Annotated in this window: 19 protein-coding genes and 2 pseudogenes; 8 read left to right on the top strand and 13 right to left on the bottom strand. The window is 60.4% G+C overall.

The window, feature by feature from the left end; all coding sequences use genetic code 11:
* The first annotated feature begins 394 nt into the window (after positions 1–394).
* Together P3T25_RS41445 and P3T25_RS41440 are read left to right on the top strand one after the other, a co-directional pair.
* Positions 395–1138, top strand: coding sequence for a response regulator (locus P3T25_RS41445; protein ID WP_429362996.1), 744 nt, complete (start codon positions 395–397; stop codon positions 1136–1138).
* The gene (locus P3T25_RS41440; protein ID WP_171926612.1) at positions 1122–2369 is read left to right on the top strand and encodes an ATP-binding protein; all 1248 of its coding nucleotides are present in this window, start codon (positions 1122–1124) and stop codon (positions 2367–2369) included. Before P3T25_RS41445 ends, P3T25_RS41440 begins: the two co-directional genes overlap by 17 nt.
* A gap of 8 nt (positions 2370–2377) precedes the next feature.
* On the opposite strand, the gene P3T25_RS41435 is transcribed toward P3T25_RS41440, so the two are convergent.
* The 4 genes from P3T25_RS41435 to P3T25_RS41420 all read right to left on the bottom strand — a co-directional run bounded on the left by P3T25_RS41435 (position 2378) and on the right by P3T25_RS41420 (position 6822).
* A complete protein-coding gene (locus tag P3T25_RS41435; RefSeq protein ID WP_166618323.1) occupies positions 2378–2548 on the bottom strand; it encodes a hypothetical protein in 171 nt (56 codons plus the stop codon).
* Between the two features lie 583 nt (positions 2549–3131).
* Positions 3132–3899 (bottom strand): 4-hydroxy-2-oxoheptanedioate aldolase, encoded by a 768-nt coding sequence (hpaI, locus tag P3T25_RS41430; RefSeq protein WP_429362993.1) that lies wholly within the window; start codon positions 3897–3899, stop codon positions 3132–3134.
* Positions 3886–5175, bottom strand: a complete 1290-nt coding sequence (locus tag P3T25_RS41425; RefSeq protein ID WP_429363039.1) for an MFS transporter — start codon at positions 5173–5175, stop codon at positions 3886–3888. The genes hpaI and P3T25_RS41425 overlap by 14 nt, the downstream gene beginning before the upstream one ends.
* Positions 5176–5274: 99 nt before the next feature.
* The gene (locus P3T25_RS41420; protein WP_429362991.1) at positions 5275–6822 is read right to left on the bottom strand and encodes a UxaA family hydrolase; all 1548 of its coding nucleotides are present in this window, start codon (positions 6820–6822) and stop codon (positions 5275–5277) included.
* 250 nt (positions 6823–7072) lie between these two features.
* On the opposite strand from P3T25_RS41420, the gene P3T25_RS41415 reads away from it, so the two are divergent.
* A complete protein-coding gene (locus P3T25_RS41415) occupies positions 7073–8050 on the top strand; it encodes a LacI family DNA-binding transcriptional regulator (RefSeq protein ID WP_429363037.1) in 978 nt (325 codons plus the stop codon).
* Between the two features lie 467 nt (positions 8051–8517).
* Here the strand turns inward: P3T25_RS41415 and P3T25_RS41410 are convergent, their stop codons facing one another.
* From P3T25_RS41410 to P3T25_RS41400, 3 genes are all read right to left on the bottom strand, one after another.
* Positions 8518–9036: a hypothetical protein gene (locus tag P3T25_RS41410; RefSeq protein WP_429362989.1), complete on the bottom strand. Its 519-nt coding sequence runs from the start codon at positions 9034–9036 to the stop codon at positions 8518–8520.
* Positions 9037–9259: 223 nt separating this feature from the next.
* Entirely contained in the window at positions 9260–9739 is a 480-nt protein-coding gene (locus P3T25_RS41405; RefSeq protein ID WP_154566433.1) for a DUF1348 family protein, read from the bottom strand.
* Between the two features lie 17 nt (positions 9740–9756).
* The gene (locus tag P3T25_RS41400; protein ID WP_266240947.1) at positions 9757–10461 is read right to left on the bottom strand and encodes a TetR/AcrR family transcriptional regulator; all 705 of its coding nucleotides are present in this window, start codon (positions 10459–10461) and stop codon (positions 9757–9759) included.
* Positions 10462–10569: 108 nt separating this feature from the next.
* On the opposite strand from P3T25_RS41400, the gene P3T25_RS41395 reads away from it, so the two are divergent.
* Positions 10570–11220, top strand: coding sequence for a YceI family protein (locus tag P3T25_RS41395; protein ID WP_171926615.1), 651 nt, complete (start codon positions 10570–10572; stop codon positions 11218–11220).
* Between the two features lie 56 nt (positions 11221–11276).
* Here the strand turns inward: P3T25_RS41395 and tdh are convergent, their stop codons facing one another.
* Together tdh and P3T25_RS41385 are read right to left on the bottom strand one after the other, a co-directional pair.
* Positions 11277–12308, bottom strand: a complete 1032-nt coding sequence (gene tdh, locus P3T25_RS41390; RefSeq protein ID WP_028195988.1) for an L-threonine 3-dehydrogenase — start codon at positions 12306–12308, stop codon at positions 11277–11279.
* 13 nt (positions 12309–12321) lie between these two features.
* Positions 12322–13521: a glycine C-acetyltransferase gene (locus tag P3T25_RS41385; RefSeq protein WP_429362986.1), complete on the bottom strand. Its 1200-nt coding sequence runs from the start codon at positions 13519–13521 to the stop codon at positions 12322–12324.
* Positions 13522–13690: 169 nt separating this feature from the next.
* On the opposite strand from P3T25_RS41385, the gene P3T25_RS41380 reads away from it, so the two are divergent.
* The 3 genes from P3T25_RS41380 to P3T25_RS41370 all read left to right on the top strand — a co-directional run bounded on the left by P3T25_RS41380 (position 13691) and on the right by P3T25_RS41370 (position 15962).
* The gene (locus P3T25_RS41380) at positions 13691–14317 is read left to right on the top strand and encodes a helix-turn-helix domain-containing protein (RefSeq protein ID WP_429362984.1); all 627 of its coding nucleotides are present in this window, start codon (positions 13691–13693) and stop codon (positions 14315–14317) included.
* 115 nt (positions 14318–14432) lie between these two features.
* On the top strand, positions 14433–14831 hold the full coding sequence (locus P3T25_RS41375) for a DUF2471 family protein (RefSeq protein ID WP_054034709.1): 399 nt from the start codon (positions 14433–14435) through the stop codon (positions 14829–14831).
* A gap of 63 nt (positions 14832–14894) precedes the next feature.
* Positions 14895–15962 carry a tyrosine-type recombinase/integrase gene (locus P3T25_RS41370; protein ID WP_429362982.1) on the top strand — a complete coding sequence of 356 codons (1068 nt, stop codon included), beginning with the start codon at positions 14895–14897 and terminating at the stop codon, positions 15960–15962.
* Positions 15963–16050: 88 nt separating this feature from the next.
* Here P3T25_RS41370 and P3T25_RS41365 read toward each other — a convergent pair whose 3' ends face one another.
* On the bottom strand, positions 16051–17256 hold the full coding sequence (locus P3T25_RS41365; RefSeq protein ID WP_154566440.1) for a DNA-binding protein: 1206 nt from the start codon (positions 17254–17256) through the stop codon (positions 16051–16053).
* 1946 nt (positions 17257–19202) lie between these two features.
* Between P3T25_RS41365 and P3T25_RS41360 the strand changes: the two genes are divergently transcribed.
* Positions 19203–20552, top strand: coding sequence for a replication initiation protein (locus tag P3T25_RS41360; RefSeq protein WP_074289157.1), 1350 nt, complete (start codon positions 19203–19205; stop codon positions 20550–20552).
* Between the two features lie 79 nt (positions 20553–20631).
* On the opposite strand, the pseudogene P3T25_RS41355 reads toward P3T25_RS41360, so the two are convergent.
* From P3T25_RS41355 to parA, 3 genes and pseudogenes are all read right to left on the bottom strand, one after another.
* Positions 20632–21501, bottom strand: a pseudogene (locus P3T25_RS41355) (ParB/RepB/Spo0J family partition protein); the annotation flags it as partial.
* A 74-nt stretch (positions 21502–21575) separates the two neighbouring features.
* Positions 21576–21687: pseudogene (locus tag P3T25_RS41350) on the bottom strand (ParB/RepB/Spo0J family partition protein); the annotation flags it as partial.
* Positions 21688–21711: 24 nt separating this feature from the next.
* Positions 21712–22374 (bottom strand): ParA family partition ATPase, encoded by a 663-nt coding sequence (parA, locus tag P3T25_RS41345; protein WP_054034704.1) that lies wholly within the window; start codon positions 22372–22374, stop codon positions 21712–21714.
* Positions 22375–22991: the final 617 nt, after the last annotated feature.

Below are 22991 nucleotides of genomic sequence, written 5' to 3'. Positions count from 1 at the left end.
GCGTTGTTCGCTAAAGCGGGGCGAGTGAAAACGTATCGGTCGACCACGCGCTTGACACTGCACGCAAACCAACACACTGAGCCCGAAGGAAACCGCGTAACGCCACCAGCGGCGAGAGGTGGCCCAGCATAGTGAGCGGCGTCTTACGGTGGCTTAGGCGAGGATTACGAGTTGTAACGAAGCGCGTGGTGTTGCGAAGAGTCGGGCGGTGTGACGTTGACTGGTCTTGGTTGCTTCACGCAGCCAGATAGAACCGAAAGCAGCCACCGTAATAAACTGTAAGCGCAGATAAGAACCCGAAACCGCTGTCTCCGCGCGATTCGCTATATTGCGACGTGCGATAGGCGCGCGGCCGCGCCGTCCGTCAATTGTCCTCATCGATCAGGGCCCAGCCATGTCAGACACGCCCATCCAGGTTTTACTGGTCGACGACGACGCCGACCTTCGTGACCTGCTCAGAACCTTCTTTCAACAACGCGGCATCGAGATGTCCGTGTTGCACGACGCGAACCATCTGGCACGCCGGCTGGAACGCGAACGGCCCTCGATCATCGTGCTCGATCTGATGATGCCGGGCGTCGACGGACTCAGCGCACTCAGGCAATTGCGTGCGCATGGCGACACGATTCCCGTGATCATGTTGACGGCGCGCGCTGACGGCGTGGATCGCATAATCGGTCTGGAACTCGGCGCCGACGACTATCTCGGCAAGCCGTTCATGCCGCAGGAACTGCTCGCGCGTATTCATGCGGTGTTGCGCCGGCACGCGCAGCCATCGTCGGGGTCCACGGCTACGGCGCTCGAAAAGCGTGAAGCGCTGCGCTTCGGCCGCTTCCGGCTCGACTTCGCGAGGCGCACCCTGTTTCGCGATGACGAAGCGCTCAAGCTGACCGGCGGCGAATATGCGCTGTTGGAAGTGCTCGCCGCGCATCCAATGGAAACGCTGTCGCGCTCGAAGCTCGTCGATCTGTTGCATGGGCCGCACTCGGAAGTGACCGAACGCGGTATCGACGTGCCGGTGTGGCGCCTGCGCCGTCTGCTTGAAGATGACCCGGCCAATCCGCGCCGGATCCAGACCATACGCGGCATCGGCTATATGTTCGTGCCCGGCAGCAATGACGATGAAGAATCCCTTTAACACACTGTTTGGCCGGCTCGCATTGATGACGGTGAGCCTGATCGTGCTGGTGCATATCACCGCAATCGTTCTCGTGGACCGTGACCGTGGCCAGATCGACGCGGGTCACGCGCAACGCGCTTTGCTGCTCGCGGTTGAGGCGGGACGCGACGGCCCGCTCGCCGCTTCCCACGTCGCGGCAACGCTCGGTGTGTCCTATGTGAGCGCGCAAGACGCGATCCGGTATGGCTGTCCCGCGCCGTGTGAGAACACCTCGGGTCCGTTCGAACGCGACTTGCGCCGGAAGTTGCCGGCAGGCAGCCAGGTCGTAGCCGACGGCGAGAACGGCACGGTCTGGGTCCATTACGCGGGCAATCCAGGCTGGCTCAAAATGCAAAACGCGACGCTGCCGGCGCGTCTCTTCCTGGGCGCGTCCGCGACGATGCTGGTGCTGGCGGTGATCATCGCGCTGCTCGGCGCGTGGCAATTGCAACGGCCATTGCACCGGCTCGCACTCGCAGCGCGCGAGTTCCGCATCGGCCATCGGGCGCCGGTCGTGGAGGCGAGCGGCCCACGCGAATTGAAAGAGCTGATCGGCGACTTCAATCAGATGGTGCACGAACTTGCGCAGGCCGAGCAGGAGCGCGCGGTGATGCTGGCCGGCGTGGCGCACGATCTGCGTGCGCCGATCACGCGCATGCAGGTGCGCGCGGATCTGCTGCCTGATGAAGCGAATCGCCGCGGCTTTTTGCGGGACGCGGAGTCGTTGTCACGCATCGTCACGCAGTTTCTCGACTTCGCACGTGAGACGGCGGATACCTCGCCAAGCACCAGCGTCGATGCCCACTGTCGCCGGCATTACGGCGACAGCCTCGCGGACGATTCGCTCGTGCGCCTCGATCTACAAGCCGGCGATGGTTTTGGTCTGCCGCTTGTCGACCTCGACCGGATTCTGACCAATCTGATCGAGAACGCACTCACTTACGGCGAGCCGACGGTGGAAATTTCGACGGCCCGCCGCGACGGCCAATACACGCTCGAGGTACGCGATCACGGCGGCGGCATTCCAAGCGGTCAACTGAATCGTGCGCTGCAACCGTTCGTGCGACTCGATGAAGCGCGTAGCGGCGATGCGCACTGCGGGCTCGGGCTCGCGATCGTGCGGCGCCTCGTGCGATATAACGGCGGCGCTTTTCATGCCGATAACGCCGCCGCCGGCGGGTTTGTAGTGACGATTACGTTTCCCGCCTAGTTTCTGGCCTAGACCTGAGCGGCCTGGCCAGGGACGACGATCGCACCGTGCGGTCCGCCGCCACCAGGTCCACCCCCGCCCGGGCCTCCGCCGCCCCAACCTGGAGGCGGCCCCCACCAGCATCCGCTCAAGGTTGCGCTCAGTGCGGCCAGCGCCGCGATTGCCAACAGCTTCTTCATGCTTTCTCCATCGTTAGATCTACGGTGACGCAAAGTCGTTGCTCGAGTGGCGACGACACGCGTTATCCGCAACTTATCAACGAGCGAAAGATCATGTTTTACGAGAGCGTTACAAGATGGCGAGGGCGTGGTCACTTCTGCCGCGCAGAGTCCTGGTGTGCATCGCCGCGTGGCGCAGTTCACGCGGCTTTTACGGCGTGGCGCTGAGCAAGGTGTCGCGCTCACGCTTTGTTTGTATATGGAAGAGGATGTAAGGAGATTGGCGGTATCAGTCCTGCGCCGGCGCACACTAGGGTGAGGGTTGGAGCACTCGCTGCATCACCGTCGGCGACCATGACGAGGACTCCCTGGAAATCCTCACCTTATTTGAGGTGCGCGCTCGGCAAGGCGATTCCTCACCTCCTGGAATCGCTCACCTTTGCAGATCATCTCCTGGAATTCCTCACCTTAGTACGGCTTTGCATGCTCCCAAGGTGCTGTTCGACTCATGGAGTGACTCACCTCTGACGGAGATGATGTCGTCTCCTGGAATTCCTCACCGTTGATCGGGGTGGCGCCATCTCCTGGAATTCCTCACCATTCTTCACTGCTCGATGAACTCCCGGGCGAGCTTTCGTGCCGCGTTCGCAAACATAAGGATGTCCACGCCGGTCGCGACGAATGTGCATCCAAGCTCGAGATAGCGACGCGCGAGCACCGGGTCCGAGGTCAACGTGCCGGCCGCCTTGCCGGAGGCGATGATGGTGCGCATCGCCGCTTCGATCGCGTTCTGCACTTCCGGATGGGCGGGCTTGCCGCGATGGCCCATCGACGCGGCCAGATCCGCAGGCCCGATGAAGACGCCATCCACGCCGTCAACCGCGCATATCGCTTCGAGATTGTCGAGCGCTGTGACCGTCTCCGCCTGCACGAGCAGGCAAATTTCACTGTCCGCGATATCCAGATAGTCAGTACGCGAGCTCCAGCGCGACGCACGTCCCACCGCACTGCCCACACCACGAATTCCATGGGGTGGATAGCGTACGGCGGCCACGCAAGCGCGGGCCTGAACCGCGGTATCGATCATCGGAACGAGGAGGTTACGTGCGCCGATATCGAGTAAGCGCTTGAGCAGCGCCGGATCACCGTTCACGGGTCGCACGACGGCTTCGGCGGAATACGGCGCGATCGCCTGCAATTGCGCAAGAATGCTGCGCACGTCGTTCGGGGCGTGCTCGGCGTCGATCAACAGCCACTCGAAGCCTGCGGTCGCGCTGACTTCGGCCAAGTAAGCATCGGCCATCGAAAGCCAGAAGCCGATCTGTCGTTGACCGTTTGCAAGCGCCGCCTTGAATGGGTTAAGCGCTGACATCGACGTTGCGTTCATCACGATTTCTAGCCTCCACGGGGACTTGATTGAATTGAATGGGCTCCACCTTTCCGAGCAGGAACAGGTAATTGAGGATCGCGATCACGATCAGCCCCGACGAGAACAGCAGCGCAGGAATGAACGAACCGGTTGCACCGACGATCGCGCCGGTGACGATCGGCCCGACCACGCCGCCCATGTTGGAGACGGTGTTCTGGATGCCCGCCACCCGCGACACCATGTTCCCCGGCGCGACATCACCCGGTAGCGCCCAGACCTGAGAGGCGGCGACGGTCGTGCCCGACTTCGCCACGCAGAGCAATGCGACGGCCACGAGCGGAGAAGTGGCGAACGCCGCGAGTCCAATGCTCGACGCCATCACCAGGCCGACGACGAGAAACAGTTTTCGGGTCGCGGTGAGCGACAACTTTCCGGAGGCATACACACGATCGGAGGCCCAGCCCGCGAATACCTCGACGATCATCGAAAGGATGAGCGGTAGCGAAGCCATGAAGCCCATCTCCATCAGGCTCATGCCGCGTTCCTTGACGAGATACGTCGGCAGCCAGGTGATGAAGAAGTACGAGTTGTAGTTGATCATGAAGAAGCCAATGCACATCGCCCAGATGTTCCGATGCGCGAAGAGCCTGTGCCAGGGTACATCGGCGGCCGCGCCCACGCTGTCGCTGCGCGACACCGCTTCGCCATCGTGGATATGGGCAAGCTCGGCCGCATTCACGCGCCGGTGATCAGCCGGCGAGTCCCTGAACACCAACACCCAGACGACGCACCAGATGAGACCCAGCGCAGCGGTGATCGCAAAGGTGACCTTCCAGTCAAACGTCGCCAGCAGCCAGGCGATCAGCGGCAGCGCCACCGCGCCCCCAAGCTTCGATCCGCTATCGAAGATGCCCGCCACCGTTGCGCGTTCCTTGCGCGGAAACCATCGCGAGGCGATGCCCGCGTTACTGGGGTAGGCGCCCGCTTCGCCGATGCCCAGCATGACCCGCAGGAGCACGAGGGACTTGAAGCCGGTAGCGAGTCCGGTTACGGCCGTCGCAAGCGACCACCAGAATACGGACGCACCCAGCACGATCTTCTGTCCGAAGCGATCGGCGAGCATGCCTGCAGGCAATTGCAGCAATGCATACGACCAGAAGAACGCCGACATCACGATGCCCATCTCCATCGCACTGAGATGGAACTCCGCCTGAAGATGAGGGGCCGCGGCGGACAGCACCGTACGGTCGATATAGTTGATGGCAATGGCCGACCACATCAGACCAGCCACCAGCCAGCGCACTTTGCTGCGTGGCGCCTGTTGCAAGGCTTGGTTCAATCTCTGTCTCCGCTTTTTTTGTAGGAATGAGGTGGCGTTTCAGCTCACGATGCCCATATGCCAGGGCACAAACTCGTGGTCGCCCAGCCCGAGCAATTCACTACGGGTGTGCTCACCCGACGCGGCCCGGAGGATGTGCTCGAAGATATCCTTCCCCATCTCCTCGACCGACCGCTCACCATCAAGGACAAGTCCGCAATTGATGTCCATGTCGTCGCGCAACCGCTTGAACATCGGCGTGTTGCTCGCGAGCTTGAGGGTGGGCGCGGGCTTCGAGCCGAACATGGAACCGCGGCCGGTCGTGAAGCAGATCAGGTTTGCGCCGCTTGCAATCTGCCCGGTCACCGCAACGGGATCGTAGCCTGGTGAATCCATGAAGACGAAGCCCGCCCGGTCGATAGGCTCGGCGTATTCATAGACGGCCTGCAGCGGCGTCGTGCCGCCTTTCATCGCCGATCCGAGCGATTTTTCAAAGATGTTGGCGAGTCCACCCTTCTGATTACCCGGCCCGACGACACCGTTAAACTGACCGTTGTGGCCGCGCGTGTAGCGCTCCCACCATGCGAGCCGGTCGAGCAGTTTCTGGCCGACCTCCGGTGTCACCGCACGGCGCGTCAGCATGTATTCGACGCCGTGAATTTCAGGGGTTTCGGAAAGAATCGCCGTGCCGCCGTGACGCACCAGAAGGTCCATAGCTGCGCCTAGAGCTGGATTGGCCGTGATGCCCGAAAAGCCATCGGAACCGCCACATTCCAGACCGATTTTGAGGTGGCTCGCCGACACCGGACGACGCTCGATATCGTTAGCCGACGGCAGCATCTTCTGTATGGCAGCGATGCCCGCTTCGATCGTTGCCCGGGTGCCACCTTCGTCCTGCATCACCAACGCGTGGACCGACGTACCGACATGAAGCCCTTGTGAATCGAGCAGGTCGCCCACCTGATTACGCTCGCAGCCTAGCCCGACGATCAACACCCCGGCGAGATTGGGATGACGCGCATAGCCGGCGAGCGTCCGGCGCAGGACGTCGAAGTGCTCGCTGGGCGAGGACATCCCGCAGCCACTTGTCTGCGCGAACGCGACCACGCCATCGACATTCGGATAAGGCGCAAGCCGCTCCGGCGTAAACCAGGCGGCGATATTCTTGATAACGGTCGACGAACAGTTGACCGATGCCAGAATCCCAATGAAGTTGCGCGTCGCGACTCGCCCATCGGGCCGAACAATGCCGTTAAATGTGGCCCGTTCAGCTTCTGCAACGTACTCAACCGGACGCACATCGAGACAGAAGCCCGGATCGCGCTCGAAATCGATCAGTTCGATGTTGTGCGTGTGGACGTGATCACCCGCCTCGATGTCGCGAGCCGCAAGGCCAATGACCGTGTCGTATTTACGGATCGGCGTACCACGCGGGATGCGATGGGCGGCTACTTTGTGGCCCGCGGTGACCTGCGCGCGGATGCGGATCGTCGCCTCGCCGATGCACAGTTGCTGCCCGATCGACAGCGATTCTCGCGCGATCAGTACATTGTCCGCGGCGTTAAGCCGGATCAGCGGCTCGCTCAACACCGTACCAGCCTCCGACATGCTGCTCTCCTGTCTCTCAAGTCCTGGGCGCACGCACTCGGTTCGCGCCAATCGCCTTTCTTCTAATTTATGTTACCGGTTCATGTAACCGGTAACATAGGACGCATGGTAGTATGGTTTTGCCATAATCGCCAGCAACTTTTTTTGGGCCTGAGTGATCAACGTCGTGAGCAAACCGCCTACTACCCTGCTTGCCCCTGTCGAACGCAGTGCCTCCCGGCGCGCCCGCAAGAATTCCGGCCGCGTGACCCTGAGCGATCTCGCGGCGCTCGTCGGCGTGACGAAAGTGACCGTCTCACGCGCACTGAACACGCCGGAGCTGGTTTCGGTCGATACGCTGGAGCGCGTCCAGGCGGCCGTCCGGCAAACCGGGTACACCCCTGACCTCATCGCCGGTTCGCTGGCGTCGACTCGCAGCCGTCTCATCGTCGCGTTGATCCCCGCGATGGCCGGGAGCGTGTTTCAGGAAACCGTCGGGGCCCTGACGACCGAGCTTGCCGCAGCGGGCTACCAGTTGCTGATTGGACAAAGCGGATACGACGAGTCGCGCGAGGACGCCCTGCTTGATGCGGTGATTGGCCGCCGGCCCGCCGGCATCGTACTGACCGGCGTCATTCATTCGCAGAGTGCGAGGCAAAAGCTGCGCGCGTGCGGCATTCCTGTTGTCGAGACCTGGGACCTGACACGCGAGCCTATTGACATGCTGGTCGGCTTCTCTCATGAGAACGTTGGGAAGGCTGCTGCGGATTTTCTGAAGACGCGTGGCGTGCGGCGGCCCGCTGTCGTCACACCCAGCGACCGGCGCGCGAAGGCCCGCACCAAAGCGTTCCTCAAAGCGTTCGGAAATGGCAAAGCAATCTCCTCCATCCCTGTCGTGACGGTCGAGTCACCTGCGAATCTGGGTGACGGGCGACGGGCGCTGAAAGGCTTGCTCGATACGCATGCCGATATCGACGCCGTTTTTTGCGGCGCGGATATTCTGGCGCTGGGCGTGTTGATGGAAGCGGAGTACCGGGATATCTCGGTGCCAGAGAAACTGCGTGTGATTGGCTACGGTGATCTGAATTTTGCGAAAGACACCACGCCACCGTTGTCGACCATGAGAGTCGACGGCACAAGAATCGGAACGCTTGCGGCGACCATGCTGGTCGATCGGATTGAAAATCGCGCTGGCAGTGAGCCCATCGTCGATGTGGGATTCAGTCTGATCGAGCGGGAGAGCACCTAGGGTCTTAGTGCTCTGTTAGCGGCGTCGACGGTGCAACGGAATAATCCGCAGCGATCCCGCCGTTCGAACCTTCGGCGACTATAACGAAGACTTCCTGGAAATCCTCACCTTGTTTCAGGTGCGTACTCAACGCGGCGATTGTTCACCTCCTGGAATCGCTCACCTTTGCCGAGCGATCTCCTGGAACGCCTCACCTTGGCGTGGCTTTGCTAGCTTCCACGGTGCAGTTCGGCTCATGAAACGACTCACCGCTCGCTGATATGGCGACACCTCCTGGAACCGCTCACCTTTTACCGACGTGATGTCATGCTCCCTGGAACCGCTCACCTTTCGTCGAGGTAGTGCGTCTCCTGGAATTCCTCACCTTTAGCGGTGTTGACGATATTTCCTGGCGATCCTCACCTTTGATCACGATGACGCCATCTCCTGGAATTCCTCACCATCCTGGAATCGCTCACCTTTGCAGACTAGAACTTCACCTTCACCTGAAACCCGATCGTGAACGGAAGTTTGTCCGAGGGGATCGGCGGAATCAGAATAAAGTTAGCCCCGACGCGCTTGTAGTCGACCATCACGATCGGCGCGACCACTGGCCCGATCGTGTGGTTGCGGCCGAGGCCCCAGTTGCCGTAGTTATAGCCCGAGATGATCCCGCCGATCGCAGCAATCCGCACGATGCCCCAGTGCGCGAACTCGGGCGCCCAGACACCGCCGCCATAATAAGAAGGGCGCCGCAGCGAGTTGCGAAAACCGCCGGCAGTCAGCGCCCATTGATTGTTGAGCCAACATTCGACGCCAAGGCCCGGATTGAACTCCTCGAAATGAGTGTTGGGGTCGGGATTGATGTGATACGAGCCAAGCATTGCGTCGACCCATACGCCGCCCTCGCACCAATTGCCCGCATGCGCAGCGGAGGCTGCGGCCAGGCTCGCGACGAGCGCTACGGCCGCGTGTCGAATCTGCTTTTTTGTCTGACGAAAATGCATGTATTCTCCGCCACCGATCGAACGCCGGTGTGATCTATGTTCTAGGTATTCTTGCTTGTCGTCCGTCGCGCACTGTAACTCAACCCGCACGGGCGATGTGGAGGACACGCTCGGACGCGCGGGCACGGGACGTGCCCCACGGCGCAGACGCAACGATAACGGAGAACCGATGGCAGAGCGGTGAACACCCGGCAGGTGTCCACCTTCAATGTCGGAGAAAGGTCTAGAGGCCGAGGTCGGACAGGCCCGGATGGTCGTCAGGACGGCGGCCGAGCGGCCAATGATAAAGACGGTCGGCCTCGCGAATCGGCAGATCATTGATGCTGGCATGACGGCGCGCCATCAGCCCGTGCTCATCGAACTCCCAATTCTCGTTACCGTAGGAACGGAACCAGTTGTTCGAGTCGTCGTGCCATTCGTAGGCAAAGCGCACGGCGATACGGTTATCCGTGAATGCCCAGAGTTCCTTGATCAGGCGGTAGTCGAGTTCCTTTGCCCATTTGCGACGCAACAGGCCGACGATCTCCGCGCGGCCATGCGTGAACTCGGCACGGTTGCGCCAGACGCTATCCGGTGTGTACGCGAGCGACACGCGTTCAGGGTCTCGGGTATTCCAGCCGTCTTCCGCGGCGCGCACCTTCTGGATCGCAGTTTCGCGTGTGAACGGCGGGAGTGGCGGGCGGGTTTCGATCGGGTCGGCCATGGTGTGTGTTTCCTCAGTCAGGTTTCTGTGCGCCGGGATGGCGGTCGTTTGCTTCGGGCTTCACTCGGGGACCTGCTCGCGGATTTACCTGCGAGTGGGTTCGATTCGCTTGCGGACTCGGTATTGAGCAAGGCTTCAGCGGCGGCTCGCGCGTCGAGCGCGGCATCGGCCTCGCCGCTCACCAGCGCCACGGCGATGGCGCCGTCGAGCAGGATCAGCCATTGGCGCGACAGGCGCGCGGCGCGGCGCGCGTCCATGCCCGATTCGGCCGCGTAGTCATCGCACTGGCTTCTCACGAACACGAGCAGGCGTTCCTTGTGTTCACGCGCGACGATCCGGATCGGATCCTCCGCGGAGGTGATTTCGCCGGCCGCGTTCAGAAACGCGCAACCGTGAAAGTCCTCCGACGCAAACCATTCGCGCAGCACATCGAACATGCCGAGCAGGTGCGTGCGCGCAGTCTTGCCGTGCTGCAACGTGCCCGCGATAAACCAGTTCATCCAGCGTTCGTCGCGCCGCTCCAGCGCGGCGGCGACAAGCGCGTCTTTCGATTCGAAGTGCGTGTAAAAGCTTTTACGCGCAGTACCGGATTGCTTGACGATTGCATCTACGCCGGTGGCATGAATGCCGCCGGCGTAGATCAACGCCTCCGCGGCATCGAGCAGCCTTTCACGCGCGCTGCTGCCGGACGCAGCCAATTCAGTTGGGTTTTGAGTAGCCATGTGCGAAGGGTAGAACGATCATTCTCCTTCGTCAAGTTTTTGTGCGCTTCGGCGGATTGCTATGCTTACTGCTATCGTGGTGATGGTCGATCAACTGGAACGAATTTCATGAGCCTCTCTATTGTCCGCGTCACATTTGTGCGCGCGTTGCTCAGCGCAGCGCTGCTGACTTCGGTAGGTTGCGTGCCCGTTCGAGTACTCACCCATACGGTCAGCCAGAACGAAGCACGCGTACCGGCCGGTCGCTACGATCTCGATCGGGACCATTGCAGCATCACCTTCGACATCGATCACTTCAAGTACTCGCGCTTTACGATGCGCTTCGATCGCAGACAGGGACAACTCGACTGGAACGAAGGCGGGATGGACAAGAGTACCGTGGCGATCACGATCGACGCCGCGAGCATCGATACGAATGTGCCGCTACTCGACAAGATGGTAAAAAGCGACAGCATGCTCGACGTCGCACGCTATCCGGAGGTGCGCTTCACCAGCACGCACTTTGAGCGCACCGGCGAATCGCGCGGCACGTTGACCGGCGATCTGACGATTCACGGCGTGACGCAACCTGTGACGCTCGATGTGACCTTCAACGGCTTCGCGCCCGATCCGCTCACGAAAAAAGACACGCTCGGCTTTTCCGCGGAGGGTCATTTCAGCCGCGCGAAGTTCGGTTTGTCGACGTGGTATCCGGCTGTCGGCGACGATATTCATGTGCGTATTCAGGCTGAGTTCGAAAAAACGCCCGCAGGCGCGTGAGCGCGGTGCGGGCGTTTTATTTCAGCGGTTGCGCTTGAATGCAGCGCTTTTTCAAATCATGCAGCGGTCCAGTCGAGAATGACCTTGCCGCTCTCGCCTGAGAGCATCGTGGCGAACGCTTCCTGATAATCGTCGACCTTGAAATGGTGCGTGAGGATCGGCGACAGATCCAAACCACTCTGCAGCATCGCGACCATCTTGTACCAGGTCTCGAACATCTCGCGGCCATAAATGCCCTTGATTTCGAGGCCTTTGAAGATCACCTGGGTCCAGTCGATCGCGGTCTGCGCGGGCGGAATGCCGAGCAGCGCAATCTTGCCGCCGTGGTTCATCGCTTCGAGCATGCTGGTGAAAGCGCTCGGTACACCTGACATTTCCAGCCCGACGTCGAAACCTTCGGCCATGTGCAGATCGGCCATCACGTCGCGCAACGATTCACGCGAGACGTTCACCGCACGCGTTGCGCCCATCTTGCGCGCGAGTTCGAGGCGATAGTCGTTGACGTCGGTAATCACCACATTGCGTGCGCCGACATGTTTCGCAATCGCCACCGCCATGATGCCGATCGGTCCGGCGCCGGTGATCAGCACGTCTTCGCCAACCAGGTTGAACGACAGCGCCGTGTGCGTGGCGTTGCCGAACGGATCGAAGATCGCGGCGAGATCGTCGGAGATTTCAGGCGGGATCTTGAACGCGTTGAACGCGGGAATCACGAGGTATTCGGCGAATGCGCCTTCGCGATTCACGCCAACGCCTACCGTATTGCGGCACAAATGCCGGCGTCCTGCACGACAGTTGCGACAGAAGCCGCAGGTGATATGGCCTTCGCCCGACACGCGATCGCCGATCGCAAAGCCGCGCACTTCCTGACCCATTTCCACAATTTCACCGACGTATTCGTGGCCGACATGCATCGGTACCGGAATCGTCTTCTGCGCCCAGTCGTCCCATTTCCAGATGTGGATATCGGTACCGCAGATCGCGGTGCGCGTGATGCGGATCATCACGTCGTTGTGACCGACTTCGGGCTTCTTCACATCCGTCAGCGTGAGGCCCGGTGCGCGTTCGAGTTTTGCCAATGCTTTCATGTGCGCCTCCGCTTCAGATGACACCGAGTTGACGGCCGACGCGCGCAAATGCGTCGACAGCTCGATCAATTTGTTCCGGCGTGTGTGCGGCGCTCATTTGCGTGCGAATTCGCGCGCGGCCTTTGGGCACCACGGGGAACGAGAAGCCGATCACGTACACGCCTTCCTTCAACAACGCGTCGGCCATGTTCGATGCAAGTTGCGCGTCGCCGAGCATGACCGGAATGATCGGGTGTTCGCCGGGCACGAGCGTGAAGCCGAGCGCGCTCATCGCGCGGCGGAAATGCGCGCCGTTTTCGCGCACGCGCGCACGCAGTTGCGCGCCTTCGTCGCTGGCGAGCAATTCAAGTACTTTCAGCGAGGCGGCGGCGATGCTCGGTGTCAGCGTGTTCGAGAACAGATAGGGACGTGAGCGTTGACGCAGCAGATCGATGACTTCCTGGCGCGCTGCAACGTAGCCGCCCGATGCGCCGCCTAGTGCTTTACCTAGCGTGCCGGTAATGATGTCGACGCGCGACAGCACACCGCAATGTTCCGGCGTGCCGCGCCCATGTTCGCCGACGAAACCGACCGCGTGCGAATCGTCGACCATCACGAGTGCGCCGTAGCGGTCGGCGAGATCGCAAATGCCTGCGAGGTCGGCGATGATGCCGTCCATCGAGAAGACGCCGTCGGTGGCGATCAGCTTGAAGCGTGCGCCGGCGGCATCCGCTTCTTGCAGCCTGGCTTCGAGATCCACGAGGTCATTGTTCTTGTAACGAAAGCGCTTCGCCTTCGAAAGCCGCACACCATCGATGATGCTCGCGTGGTTGAGTTCATCACTGATGATGGCGTCGTTGTCGTCGAGCAGGGTTTCGAACAGACCGCCGTTCGCATCGAAACAACTGGAGTAGAGGATGCAGTCGTCGGTTTGCAGAAATGCGGCCAGGGCCTTTTCGAGGTCTTTGTGCACGGTTTGCGTGCCGCAAATGAAGCGCACCGACGCCATGCCGAAGCCGTCGTTATCCAGGCCAAGCTTGGCGGCCTCGATCAGCCGTTCGTCGTTAGCCAGACCAAGATAGTTGTTCGCGCAGAAATTCAGCACTTCCGCGCCGTTCGCAAGACGCACGTCAGCCGACTGGGGGCTGGCGATCACGCGCTCGTTCTTGTAAAAACCGTCGGCGCGGATCTGCTCGAGTGTGCCGCGCAGATGGGCGAGGTAAAGGTCACGCATGAACCAGACTCCTGAAAGGGTGATGCGCCCACGCGCGACATGCTTGGCACTTGCGGCATGTTCGACGTCGAGGCGGGCTGTTATAGTCGGCAGTCAGTTTTATCGGATATTTTCGTTTTTCCGAACTAAAATCCGGTATGTCGAACAACTCTAAACGATAGGTCAGTAAATGGCAAGTTCGGGAATCCGCCGCGCAGCAGCCAACGCGGCACCCAGTTCAGGCGCGAGTCCGGTCCCGGCGATCGCGGCGCCGCCTCGCGTCGGCGAGCAGATTCAGCGTCTGCGCGCCGAACGGCGCATGACGCTCGACGACCTGTCGCGCGCGGCCGGCGTGTCGAAATCGATGCTCTCGGAAATCGAACGCGACAAGGCCAATCCGACCATCGCGGTCGCCTGGCGTCTGACGAACGCGCTCGGCGTTAGCCTCGATTCGCTGTTCGCGCCGCAGAAGGCGCCGGAGGCGATCGCCGTCTCCGGGCCGCACGACATCCCGACTTTGAACGGGCACGAGGCCAAGTATCAGTTGCGTGTCTGGGGCCCGATCGAATTGGCCGGCAAGTTCGAGTGGTACGAACTGACGTTGCAGCCAGGTGGGGCGCTGGTGTCGAACGCGCACGAACCCGGCACGCGTGAGCATTTGACGGTGCTGCAGGGATCGATCGAGATCGAGGCGGCGGGCGCGACGAAGCGGCTCAAGGCCGCGGACACCGCGCGCTATGTCGCTGACGAGCCGCACGCGATCCGCAACGCCGGGAAGGGCGAGGCGAAAGCGCTGCTGGTGGTGATTCACGGCTGAGGGGCAGACGCACCGTTGTAGGTTGATGTCTGAATTGGACTGAATTGTCCGCTCGGCCGAGGTTGCGCGAGACACTGTATATTTGTACAGTACAGGGTGTCGACTGGAGCCGATAATGAACGACCTGACCACCGAACAAGCCGAGCATGCTCTGGCCGCGCTGCGCTATCAAACCGCGGCGCGCGATCTTGAACACATCGTGCGCAACATCGCCGCGCGCTACATCGTCCAGCAGGTGCCGCTCTCATGGCGCCTGCTTCATGCAATCGAAGCCGAAGCGTTGGCGGACCTCGGGTTTGCCAGCCGGCACGACGCGATCATGCTCGGACTGTTCCAGCGCCCGTCCGAGTTGCCTTATCCGGAAACGGACGAAGCGGTGGACTTCGGCACATCCACCGCATTGCCGGCAGTGTTCGCGTTTGCCGTCTCGGCCTATGAAGAGGCGGCACGCCGCGCCGCACAACCTGCATCTAAAGACGCGCCGCTAAAGCACGCGCGGGCGTGGGGCGACTGACTCAGGCGCTGTACTTTCATCGGTTGCCACCTACAATATGCGCAACTAACGGAAGGATAGCGTATGCCACCTCCCAATCTGTCCGACCCGGTTCCACGCCCTGCACCGTCAACTGATCTCTTCGATCAGGAACGGGAAGACTGGCGCCGCGATCCGCAAATCGCGTTCGACGCGTGGCTTGCCAAGCAACATTTCAGGCACTCTTCTGCTGAAGTCTATCAAGCGCAGTGGGGGCTTTTCCTCGACTGGCTGGCGGTTCGCCAAAAGAGTCTGGTCACGGTCGATACGCAAACCATCGCCGAATTCGTGGGCGGCCTTGAGATCCGAAAACCGCAACGTGTCAGGTATTTGCGGCTCATTGAACGGGTACTGGACCACGTACGCGAAATTGAATCCGCGTCGACCAATCCTGCGCGCTTCATTGCTCAGGATGGCGAAGCAGCATGGCGGAATGCACGCGATAACGAGCCGACCGGGTTTCTCAATCATGCAGAACGCGCGGCGCTCATTGCACATCTGTTTTCGCCCTTGCCGGCCTTGTCAGCCGCGCAGCGCTGGAGAGAGCGACGTGACCGTGCATTGATCGCTGTGTTTCTCGGCGGCGGCGTCAAGACCGGCGAGGCGGCAGCACTTACGGTTAGTTGCGTGAACGTCGGCTCACCGTGGGTCACGATCGAGTCCGCGAATCCGATGCTGACGCGCCGTACCCGACTCGCGCCCTTCGCGGCCGCCGTTCTCGATGCATGGCTTGCGGAACGGCGCCTTTCCGAACTGGCCGGCAATCTGGTCTTTCCCGCTTCGCCTTCGGGACGCCCAATGCACAAGGCGACCATGCTGCGCGGCGTCGATGCGTTGATCGACGCCGCAGGCATCGCCGCGTCGCGAGCCTCACGCGCCAGTCCGCAAACTTTGCGCAACACCTTCGCCGCAGATCTGTTCGAGAGCGGGGTTGAGGCGGAACAGGTCGGGCAGTGGCTGGGATTTGTCCAGGCCGTGTCTGCCAACCGTTTGTATCGGGCATGGCAAAGATGGATGGATCAGCAGGATTTGCCAATCGTCGATGAACCGGATCCAGCCGCCCCGCCATTACCCACGCCTAGGCGCGACGGGTGTTTGACGAGAAAAGGGTGAGTAGACGGGCCCTGAAAATACTCACCCTTCAGGTCCCGAATTTCCTCACCTTTAGCGATTTATCCGTTATGACACCCGCGCCGGGCGGTCATGTCGACGCTGCAATCGATCCGCTCGACAAAAACCGGCTAACCGCCTCCAGCCTTGATTCGCCGGGTCCTGACGAGTGATCGCATTCCGGACACTGCAGCTCGAAGCGGTGATCCACTTGCGACAGCTCCGGCTCACCTTCCTCACATTTTGGGCAGCGCAGCGGCAGCGTGACATGGCCGTCCACCGCGGTACCGATCATCGCCAGCTCGTCGGTCGTGAGCCTGCCCGCTTCGACCAGCGAACACAACAGGTTCGCGACGGCGGGATCGATGTCCTGCTGGCCGCGCAGCGCCGCAACTTCTTTTGCCAAAACATCCACTTCGTCCGACTGCTCGCGTAGTTGCGCGTCGAGCCGGTCGCCGCGGGCCTTGGCTGAAGCGAGTTGCTGAATAAACTCGAATTCCTTGCGACTGGCGTCACGCACCCCCGATTGGTAGGTGGCCGCCATACTGCGCAAGGAATCGAGTTCGACCAGCATTGGCTTCACACGGCGCTCAGCTTCGGCGACGGCGTCCTTGATCTGTTGCGCATAGTGCTCGGTGCTTTGGCGCAATTCGACGTGCAGCGCATCGATCCGGTCGCGGAGCGCCGCGTTAGTCGCCTGTTCGGTATCGAGGCGTTGGCGCAGCGTTTCGTTTTCGCCGTCGAGTCGACGGACCGTGGCCTGCAAGCCTTCCTGGTGAGCGGTCCCATGTGTGGTCGCGCTGGATAGCTCAGTCTCGAGTGCGCGAACACGTTCCCACGCGGCTTCAGCTCTGAGTTCGCTGCGCTTGATCGCATCTTCCGACACGTCGCGGCGAATTTCCGCTTCTCGTGCGCGTTGGTCGGCGACGGTGACTTGGGCTCGAATTTCCTCGCGTTCGCTGTCGAGGGTCGAGCGGGCATGCACGACGGCTTCTTCGAAAAGGGCGCCCAACAATTCACCGGCGCGATCTTCCAGTGCCTTCGGGATAGCGCCGGCGCCGACTTTTACGCGCGACACCGTTCGAATGCGCTCCCAGAAATGGTCGATGTCCTTCGGGATGTCGCTCGCGCTGCCTGTTTGAGTCAGGTCGCGAACGGCTGCCATGGACGGGCGAATGCCCAAATCAAAGAAAAGTCGCTTGCAAGCATGCAGTGACAGTTCTTGCCGCCGTGCCCCGCTAGCCCTTAACGATTCAAGCTCGTCACGAATGGCTTGTCGTTCCTGGTCCAGATTCATGTATACCTCGATGTCGCTCGAATCGGATGAATCATAACAATTTACGTATTGTTTGCTACGTATTTGTTTGGGGCGAGTGCTATTTCGCCAATTGGCGTGTTTTGAGGTTACTTATGGCTCTCGAGATCGGAGCAAGCCGAATTTTTCCGTGAAACAAAACGAAGACTAGCCAATAAGCTCTTGTAAATAAAGAGGTTTCAGCGGTTTTTTTCTGATCGCTCACTGTTTCACGAGGGCGTCATGGGAGCTGTGGGGTGGAGTGGTCTTGTCCGAAGGGCACACGGGGAACGTCTAGAGAGTAATAAAAGTAAACACCTTTGAACCCATGTTAAAAACGTTAACGCCATGGCAAACCCTTACCAGGCAGGCGTTCTAGCCCGGCAAGGTGAAGCTTTACGGGAGTGGTGGTGAGGTCTTGCGGGAGTGTTGAGTGATGAGGTTCGGGGGCCTCGGTGAGCGGGTCCGGGACAGAACGTGAGCGGGTTCAGGAGCTGCCCCAAAAGTGCGGTTTGGCTAAAGGTGAGATTTTGCGGGACCTGAGCGTCCGGGATCGCCCGGCAGCGCTCAAAAGTAGGTGCGGAGCGGGATGGGCCTGAAGGTGAGCGCTTTCGGGACCTCCGTGGACCACAGATTTTGGTCTTATTTTGGCCTCGTAAACCCCATTGGTGAGTCAAGACAGGAGAAAACGCGAACCGAAGGTGAGACTTTCCGGGGCCGAGGCGTCATTTTTGCCTCAATTTTGTGCATTCGGGCGCTTAAGGTGAGTGTTTGCGGGAGCTGAACCGGATTTCGACCGAAATTCGGCTCGGTGCGTCGATGGGGTCGTCGATCAGCCCTTGCGGAAAGGTGAGCGAATTCGGGAGACGTGGATCGAGGCGATAGCCGACTCGTCAAAATGCCTGTTTTGGGCCTGAGGTGAGGTTTTTCGGGAGCCTTTTGGGACGTTTGTGTTCGCTAAGGTGAGGAAATACAGGACCAAAATCGCCACAACGGGCCGGAAAAGCCCTACGGACGCTGTCAGAGCCGTTCCAGTTTTGCGGCTATTGAAATCCTAAGGTGAGGTTTTTCGGGGCCCATTGGGCAGTGGCCGGAAACGTCAGATTTCACTGAAAAGCTGTTAAAGGTGAGGATATACGGGAGTGAGGACCCATCGCCCGGCGAATGGCTACCCAATAAGTCAATGAAATCATTGAATAATTTTTGTGCGCTGCGCAAAGGTGAGGTTTTTCGGGGGCGCTTTTCCAGGAGCTGCACAGGGCTGTTCCGGGCTCTTAGGTGAGGCTTTTCGGGACTATTTATCGGTGTTTTTTCAGTGCCCCAGGTCTGGAGGCCGCGTCGTTCCAAGCGCTCAGCTAGCGTTAAGGTGAGCTTTTTCGGGGGAGGTTGTCGCGACTCGGATCTCACTCTCGCATGAATGAGGTGTCGTGCTGCCTGGTTCGGCGGCCATTTACTCAATTGGACACGCGGCGATTGCCGTGTACGTCTGCGCGGCGAAGGCCACATGGCCTCAATCGACGCGTGTGCGTGCCGGCGAGCTTCGGCGTGGCGTCTGCTTAGGGAGGAGGCTCGGCGCGTTTGCCGGGTTTCTCCCCTCCCCTATCCGCTGAAATCGGCAGAAGTGCGTCCGCGCCAACGATTGGGTGCGAGTGCACCCTACTCGCAACCTGCGTGCAGCCAAAATTCACGAAATTTTTTTGAGGTGAGAAGATTCGGGATCGAATGACTCCCGTTCGCGACAGGTCAGAAATAGGTCAGTTTTCGGGAGGCCGCGACCTATAAGGATGCCCTGAACCTGGCGCGAAACGGGTGAGGTGAGAGTTTTCGGGAGTGGCTCGAGGTGAGTTGTGCCTCGTAAACTCACTTCACCGGGAACGGTGAGACCCATGCTATAGACGTGTATCACCACAGCCGGTATGCTCTCGCCAAATCCCTCTCCGACCAGACGCATGGCCACGAAGCGCGCGAAGAAGACAGATGTAGTCAGCCCGAGCTCGGCCGAATTACGCAAGGCCGTCGAGGCGATCGCCATCCAGCCCAAGAGCGGCAAGATCACGCTCCTCACCCGCAAGCTGTTCAACGTTCTCCTTGCCGTCGCTCAGCAAGCTGACGAGTCCGGCGATACCTATCGGGCCTTGCTGTCCGACATCGTCGCCAATTCCGCATTCGATTCGAACGACACGGCGCTCGTGAAAGAGCACCTGCGGCGCATGGTGTCGGTGCAGGTCGAATGGAGTACCGGCACGTCCAGCCAGAAGCCGGGCCGGAAATGGGGTATTTCCACGCTGATTGCCGACGCGGAAATTCTCGAAGATCCCACCACTCGCCGCGTGTGGGTGGAGTTCTCGTTTGCGCCGAAGATCAAAAAGAAGCTGCTCGATCCGGTTCAGTATGCGCGGTTGAGTCTGCAGTTCCAGAGCCAGTTGCGCAGTAGCGCGGGGCTCGCACTTTACGAGATTTGCGTTCGCTACCTGACTAACCCGAGCCATCTGACGATGCGCGAAACATGGGAATGGTGGCGCCCTATTCTGTCCGGCACGCCAGACACCGAAGCGGGCGACGAAGCGAAGCGCGAGTACAAGTACTTCAAGCGCGATTACCTGCGCCCGGCCATCGCCGAGGTGAATGCGGTCACCAACATCTTTGTCGAATTGATCGAACACCGCGAAGGGCGACGGGTCGCCGAGATCCAGTTCCGCGTGACCGAGCGCAAGCAGCCCATGCTTGCACTCGACGAACACCCGAATGTGTTCGACAGCACGCTGGTCGACCGGATGGTGAAGATCGGCATTCCGCTGAAAGAAGCGCAAACACTGTACGCCGATAGCGAAGAAAACCGAATTCGCGCGGCGCTGCAGATGACCGAGCAACGCATGCGCAGCACGTCCTTGCCCGCTGTGCGTAGCGCGCCGGCTCTGTTCAAGGATGCGTTGAAGAAGGGCTATGCGCCGCCGGTCGAAGCGCTGCCGTCCGGTAGCGGAGGCAAGGCTGCGGTGGCCGCGCCGGCGGACGACCTGAAAGCGCGGCTGCTTGGCGAGTACTCGGCGGTTCGGCGCAAGGAAGCGCGCGAGCTTTACGACGAGCAAGGTGAGTCCGAACGGGAGATCGCGCGGAAGTCGTTTGAGGACGACGTGTTACCGGATCTCGGCACGCACATGCGTGACGACTGGCGTCGTCGTGGGCTGGACTCGAAGATCGTCGAAACCGCGTTCTTCGATTGGCTGGCTCGCAAAACCTGGGGTGAACCCACCGATGGCGACCTGCTCGCCTTCACGCTGAGCCAATCGCGCGCGGCGTAATCATCGAGATCACATCAAGAAAAACGGCGGCCACTTTCGTGTGCCGCCGTTTCTTTTCCTGCTGATACTTTCCCCTCTGTTACTTCAGCATCTTTTCAATCTGACGAAGTATGTCGTCACGCTTTTCACGTGTGAGACCCTTCAGGCGCAGTTCGATTCGATCGTCTCCATACGATTTCAGATCGCCGACCGAGACGCCGCCGAGCTTGATTTCCAGACGCTGCGCATAGCGCTGCCGACCGGCCGGCTTGGTGCTTTCCTGCGCGCTTGCCCTGCCCTTGACGATGTCCGCAACTTGTCGCGTGCTCAGGTCGTCCGAGAGGATTTTGTTGATCAGGCGCAGCGTAGCGTCCGCGCCGCGGGCAGTGTGATAGCGGCCCACCTGATACGCCATGTTCGAACCAAAGCGGTCAGGCCTTGCGACCATCTCATGCATCACCACCTCGGGTAGCTTCGCAATCGACAGGGCGACCGCGACGGTCGACTCGTCTAGTCCGAGATGTTCGGCGAGCTCCTTTTGGCTCTGGAAATGCCGATCGTCGAGAAAGCGTTTCCAGACGACGGCGTTGTCGAACACGGTCTGCGAATCGCGCTGGACGTTGAGGTCGTAGCCGAGCTTATAGCTTTGGATGCCGATCGGCAGATCGATGACGATCGCCTTCACCGATTCCTTGTTCGCTTCTTTAAGCGCCCGCACACGTCGGCCGCCGTCGCTGACGAAGTAGGTGCCGGGGTTGTCGTAATCGGGAATGACGTGAATCGCCTGCTGCTGGCCCTGCTTCGCCAGATTGACAGCAAGCTCGGCAATCGACGCCTTCAGATAGAAATGGCGCGGATTGAACGGGCTCGGTTTGATCGTCTTGAGCGCGAGCTCGATGACCTGACCCGGCCGGTAAGCGTGTTCGATTCGCCAGGCACGGTAGGCCGCCGACTCATTGGCGATATCCGCCGCTTCGGCTTCCGCGATGTCCTGGGACAGGAGCGGCTGGATGACGCGGTTCGGTACGTCGCCAGTCGGGGCGCCGTTCTTGACCAAACCGTCGATCGCGTTCAGGCGGTCGAGAGCGGTTCGCTTTTCGCTGCTAGTCGTATCAGGACGTGCTTGAAAGCCTTTGGCGAATTGGGAGGGTTTCATTCAGGGTCCTTTATGCGCATAAATTCAGGGGAGCAGGGCTGCGATCTCGTTGGCGCACGCCCGTACTTCGATGGCGGCGAGCTTGGCGCCGCGATCGTTCATCTGAAGCACTGTCTGCCCTAACGCCATTGCCTGCTTGTAGGCTTCGCGCGTCGGGATCTGGGTCTTGAGCAGTGGGAAACCGAGCTCTTCCAACGCACGCTTCAGTTCGCGCGTCAGCATCCGTTTCTCTTCGGTCTTATTCAGCAGAAAGACGGCGCGCAGATCCTCGTTCATGACCTGGGCCTGCTGCACGAGTTTCACCAGTCCGACGCTTGACCAATAGTCCGCGGGCGACGACGACGTTGGCATGATCGCGACGCTCGCCGCGAGCAACACGACGCCGGACACTTTCTCGGTGATGGAGGGCGGGCAGTCGACCACGATGATGTCGTAGTCAGCCACGAATTTCTTGATCTCGCGGTGGATCTGGCTGCCGGCTTCGGAGAGGTTGACGACCGGGAAGGGAATGCCGGTTTCGCCGTCTGATGATGCACTGGCCCAATGGACCAGTGTGTTTTGACCGTCTGCGTCTACGACGAGGACGCGTTTGCCTTTTTCATGGAACGCAGCCCCGAGGTGCATCGCGATTGTGCTCTTCCCGACCCCACCCTTCTGCTGAGTTACCGCGATGATTTCTGCTGCCAATCTTCACCTCCTCTTTTTAGACGCAAAAGGATTTTACCTGGATGAATTCGCATTTCAATCGTTTTTGTGTAAACGCGAGAAGAATTAGCCGTTTGGGATAGGTTTATGCGCATAAAGGGTGTGGCGTGACTGCGTGAAAGCGCTGCGGCTGTCACGCGCGTATCAACGGCAATAGGTTTGCGACGTCGGGAGATATCAGACGCTGTGGGGTATCGAATAGGGGAAGCGGCTACAGGATCCAATGCGATGTGAAGCTACGCCCTCGGGTATGGATCGTGGTGCATCAGTTGTCTCGGATTCGACGCTGTCCCGTTTGTCCAGGTTTGGCGTTGCCGGGTCGCATCGCTTTTGCATGGTCCAACTGTTGGTGGCATCGAGGCATACCTGGGTCACGTCTTGCCCCGCGAGCTGTCACCTGTAGACACCTCTTTATGCGCATAAACTCCTCGGGCATTACTCACGCATGGAGCGGCCGCTGCCGTTGGGATCTGACCGTGCGGATCGATGCATGATCCTGCGGCACGGCACGGCACGGCACGGCACGGCACGGCACGGCACGGCACGGCACGGCACGGCACGGCACGGCACGGCACGGCACGGCACGGCACGGCACGGCA

This window comes from Paraburkholderia sp. GAS32 (genome assembly GCF_050434225.1).
GTDB lineage: Bacteria > Pseudomonadota > Gammaproteobacteria > Burkholderiales > Burkholderiaceae > Paraburkholderia > Paraburkholderia madseniana.
The sequence above is the reverse complement of the archived record's forward strand: the minus strand, read 5'-3'. Positions and strand labels throughout refer to the sequence as shown.

What these genes read in the sequence shown, in the direction of transcription:
- P3T25_RS41445 (WP_429362996.1), top strand. Translation starts at nt 395, where the DNA reads ATGTCAGACACGCCCATCCAGGTTTTACTGGTCGACGACGACGCCGAC.
- P3T25_RS41440 (WP_171926612.1), top strand. Translation starts at nt 1,122, where the DNA reads ATGAAGAATCCCTTTAACACACTGTTTGGCCGGCTCGCATTGATGACG.
- P3T25_RS41435 (WP_166618323.1), bottom strand. Translation starts at nt 2,548, where the DNA reads ATGAAGAAGCTGTTGGCAATCGCGGCGCTGGCCGCACTGAGCGCAACC.
- hpaI (WP_429362993.1), bottom strand. Translation starts at nt 3,899, where the DNA reads ATGTCAGCGCTTAACCCATTCAAGGCGGCGCTTGCAAACGGTCAACGA.
- P3T25_RS41425 (WP_429363039.1), bottom strand. Translation starts at nt 5,175, where the DNA reads ATGTGGTCGGCCATTGCCATCAACTATATCGACCGTACGGTGCTGTCC.
- P3T25_RS41420 (WP_429362991.1), bottom strand. Translation starts at nt 6,822, where the DNA reads ATGTCGGAGGCTGGTACGGTGTTGAGCGAGCCGCTGATCCGGCTTAAC.
- P3T25_RS41410 (WP_429362989.1), bottom strand. Translation starts at nt 9,036, where the DNA reads ATGCATTTTCGTCAGACAAAAAAGCAGATTCGACACGCGGCCGTAGCG.
- P3T25_RS41405 (WP_154566433.1), bottom strand. Translation starts at nt 9,739, where the DNA reads ATGGCCGACCCGATCGAAACCCGCCCGCCACTCCCGCCGTTCACACGC.
- P3T25_RS41400 (WP_266240947.1), bottom strand. Translation starts at nt 10,461, where the DNA reads ATGGCTACTCAAAACCCAACTGAATTGGCTGCGTCCGGCAGCAGCGCG.
- P3T25_RS41395 (WP_171926615.1), top strand. Translation starts at nt 10,570, where the DNA reads ATGAGCCTCTCTATTGTCCGCGTCACATTTGTGCGCGCGTTGCTCAGC.
- tdh (WP_028195988.1), bottom strand. Translation starts at nt 12,308, where the DNA reads ATGAAAGCATTGGCAAAACTCGAACGCGCACCGGGCCTCACGCTGACG.
- P3T25_RS41385 (WP_429362986.1), bottom strand. Translation starts at nt 13,521, where the DNA reads ATGCGTGACCTTTACCTCGCCCATCTGCGCGGCACACTCGAGCAGATC.
- P3T25_RS41380 (WP_429362984.1), top strand. Translation starts at nt 13,691, where the DNA reads ATGGCAAGTTCGGGAATCCGCCGCGCAGCAGCCAACGCGGCACCCAGT.
- P3T25_RS41375 (WP_054034709.1), top strand. Translation starts at nt 14,433, where the DNA reads ATGAACGACCTGACCACCGAACAAGCCGAGCATGCTCTGGCCGCGCTG.
- P3T25_RS41370 (WP_429362982.1), top strand. Translation starts at nt 14,895, where the DNA reads ATGCCACCTCCCAATCTGTCCGACCCGGTTCCACGCCCTGCACCGTCA.
- P3T25_RS41365 (WP_154566440.1), bottom strand. Translation starts at nt 17,256, where the DNA reads ATGAATCTGGACCAGGAACGACAAGCCATTCGTGACGAGCTTGAATCG.
- P3T25_RS41360 (WP_074289157.1), top strand. Translation starts at nt 19,203, where the DNA reads ATGGCCACGAAGCGCGCGAAGAAGACAGATGTAGTCAGCCCGAGCTCG.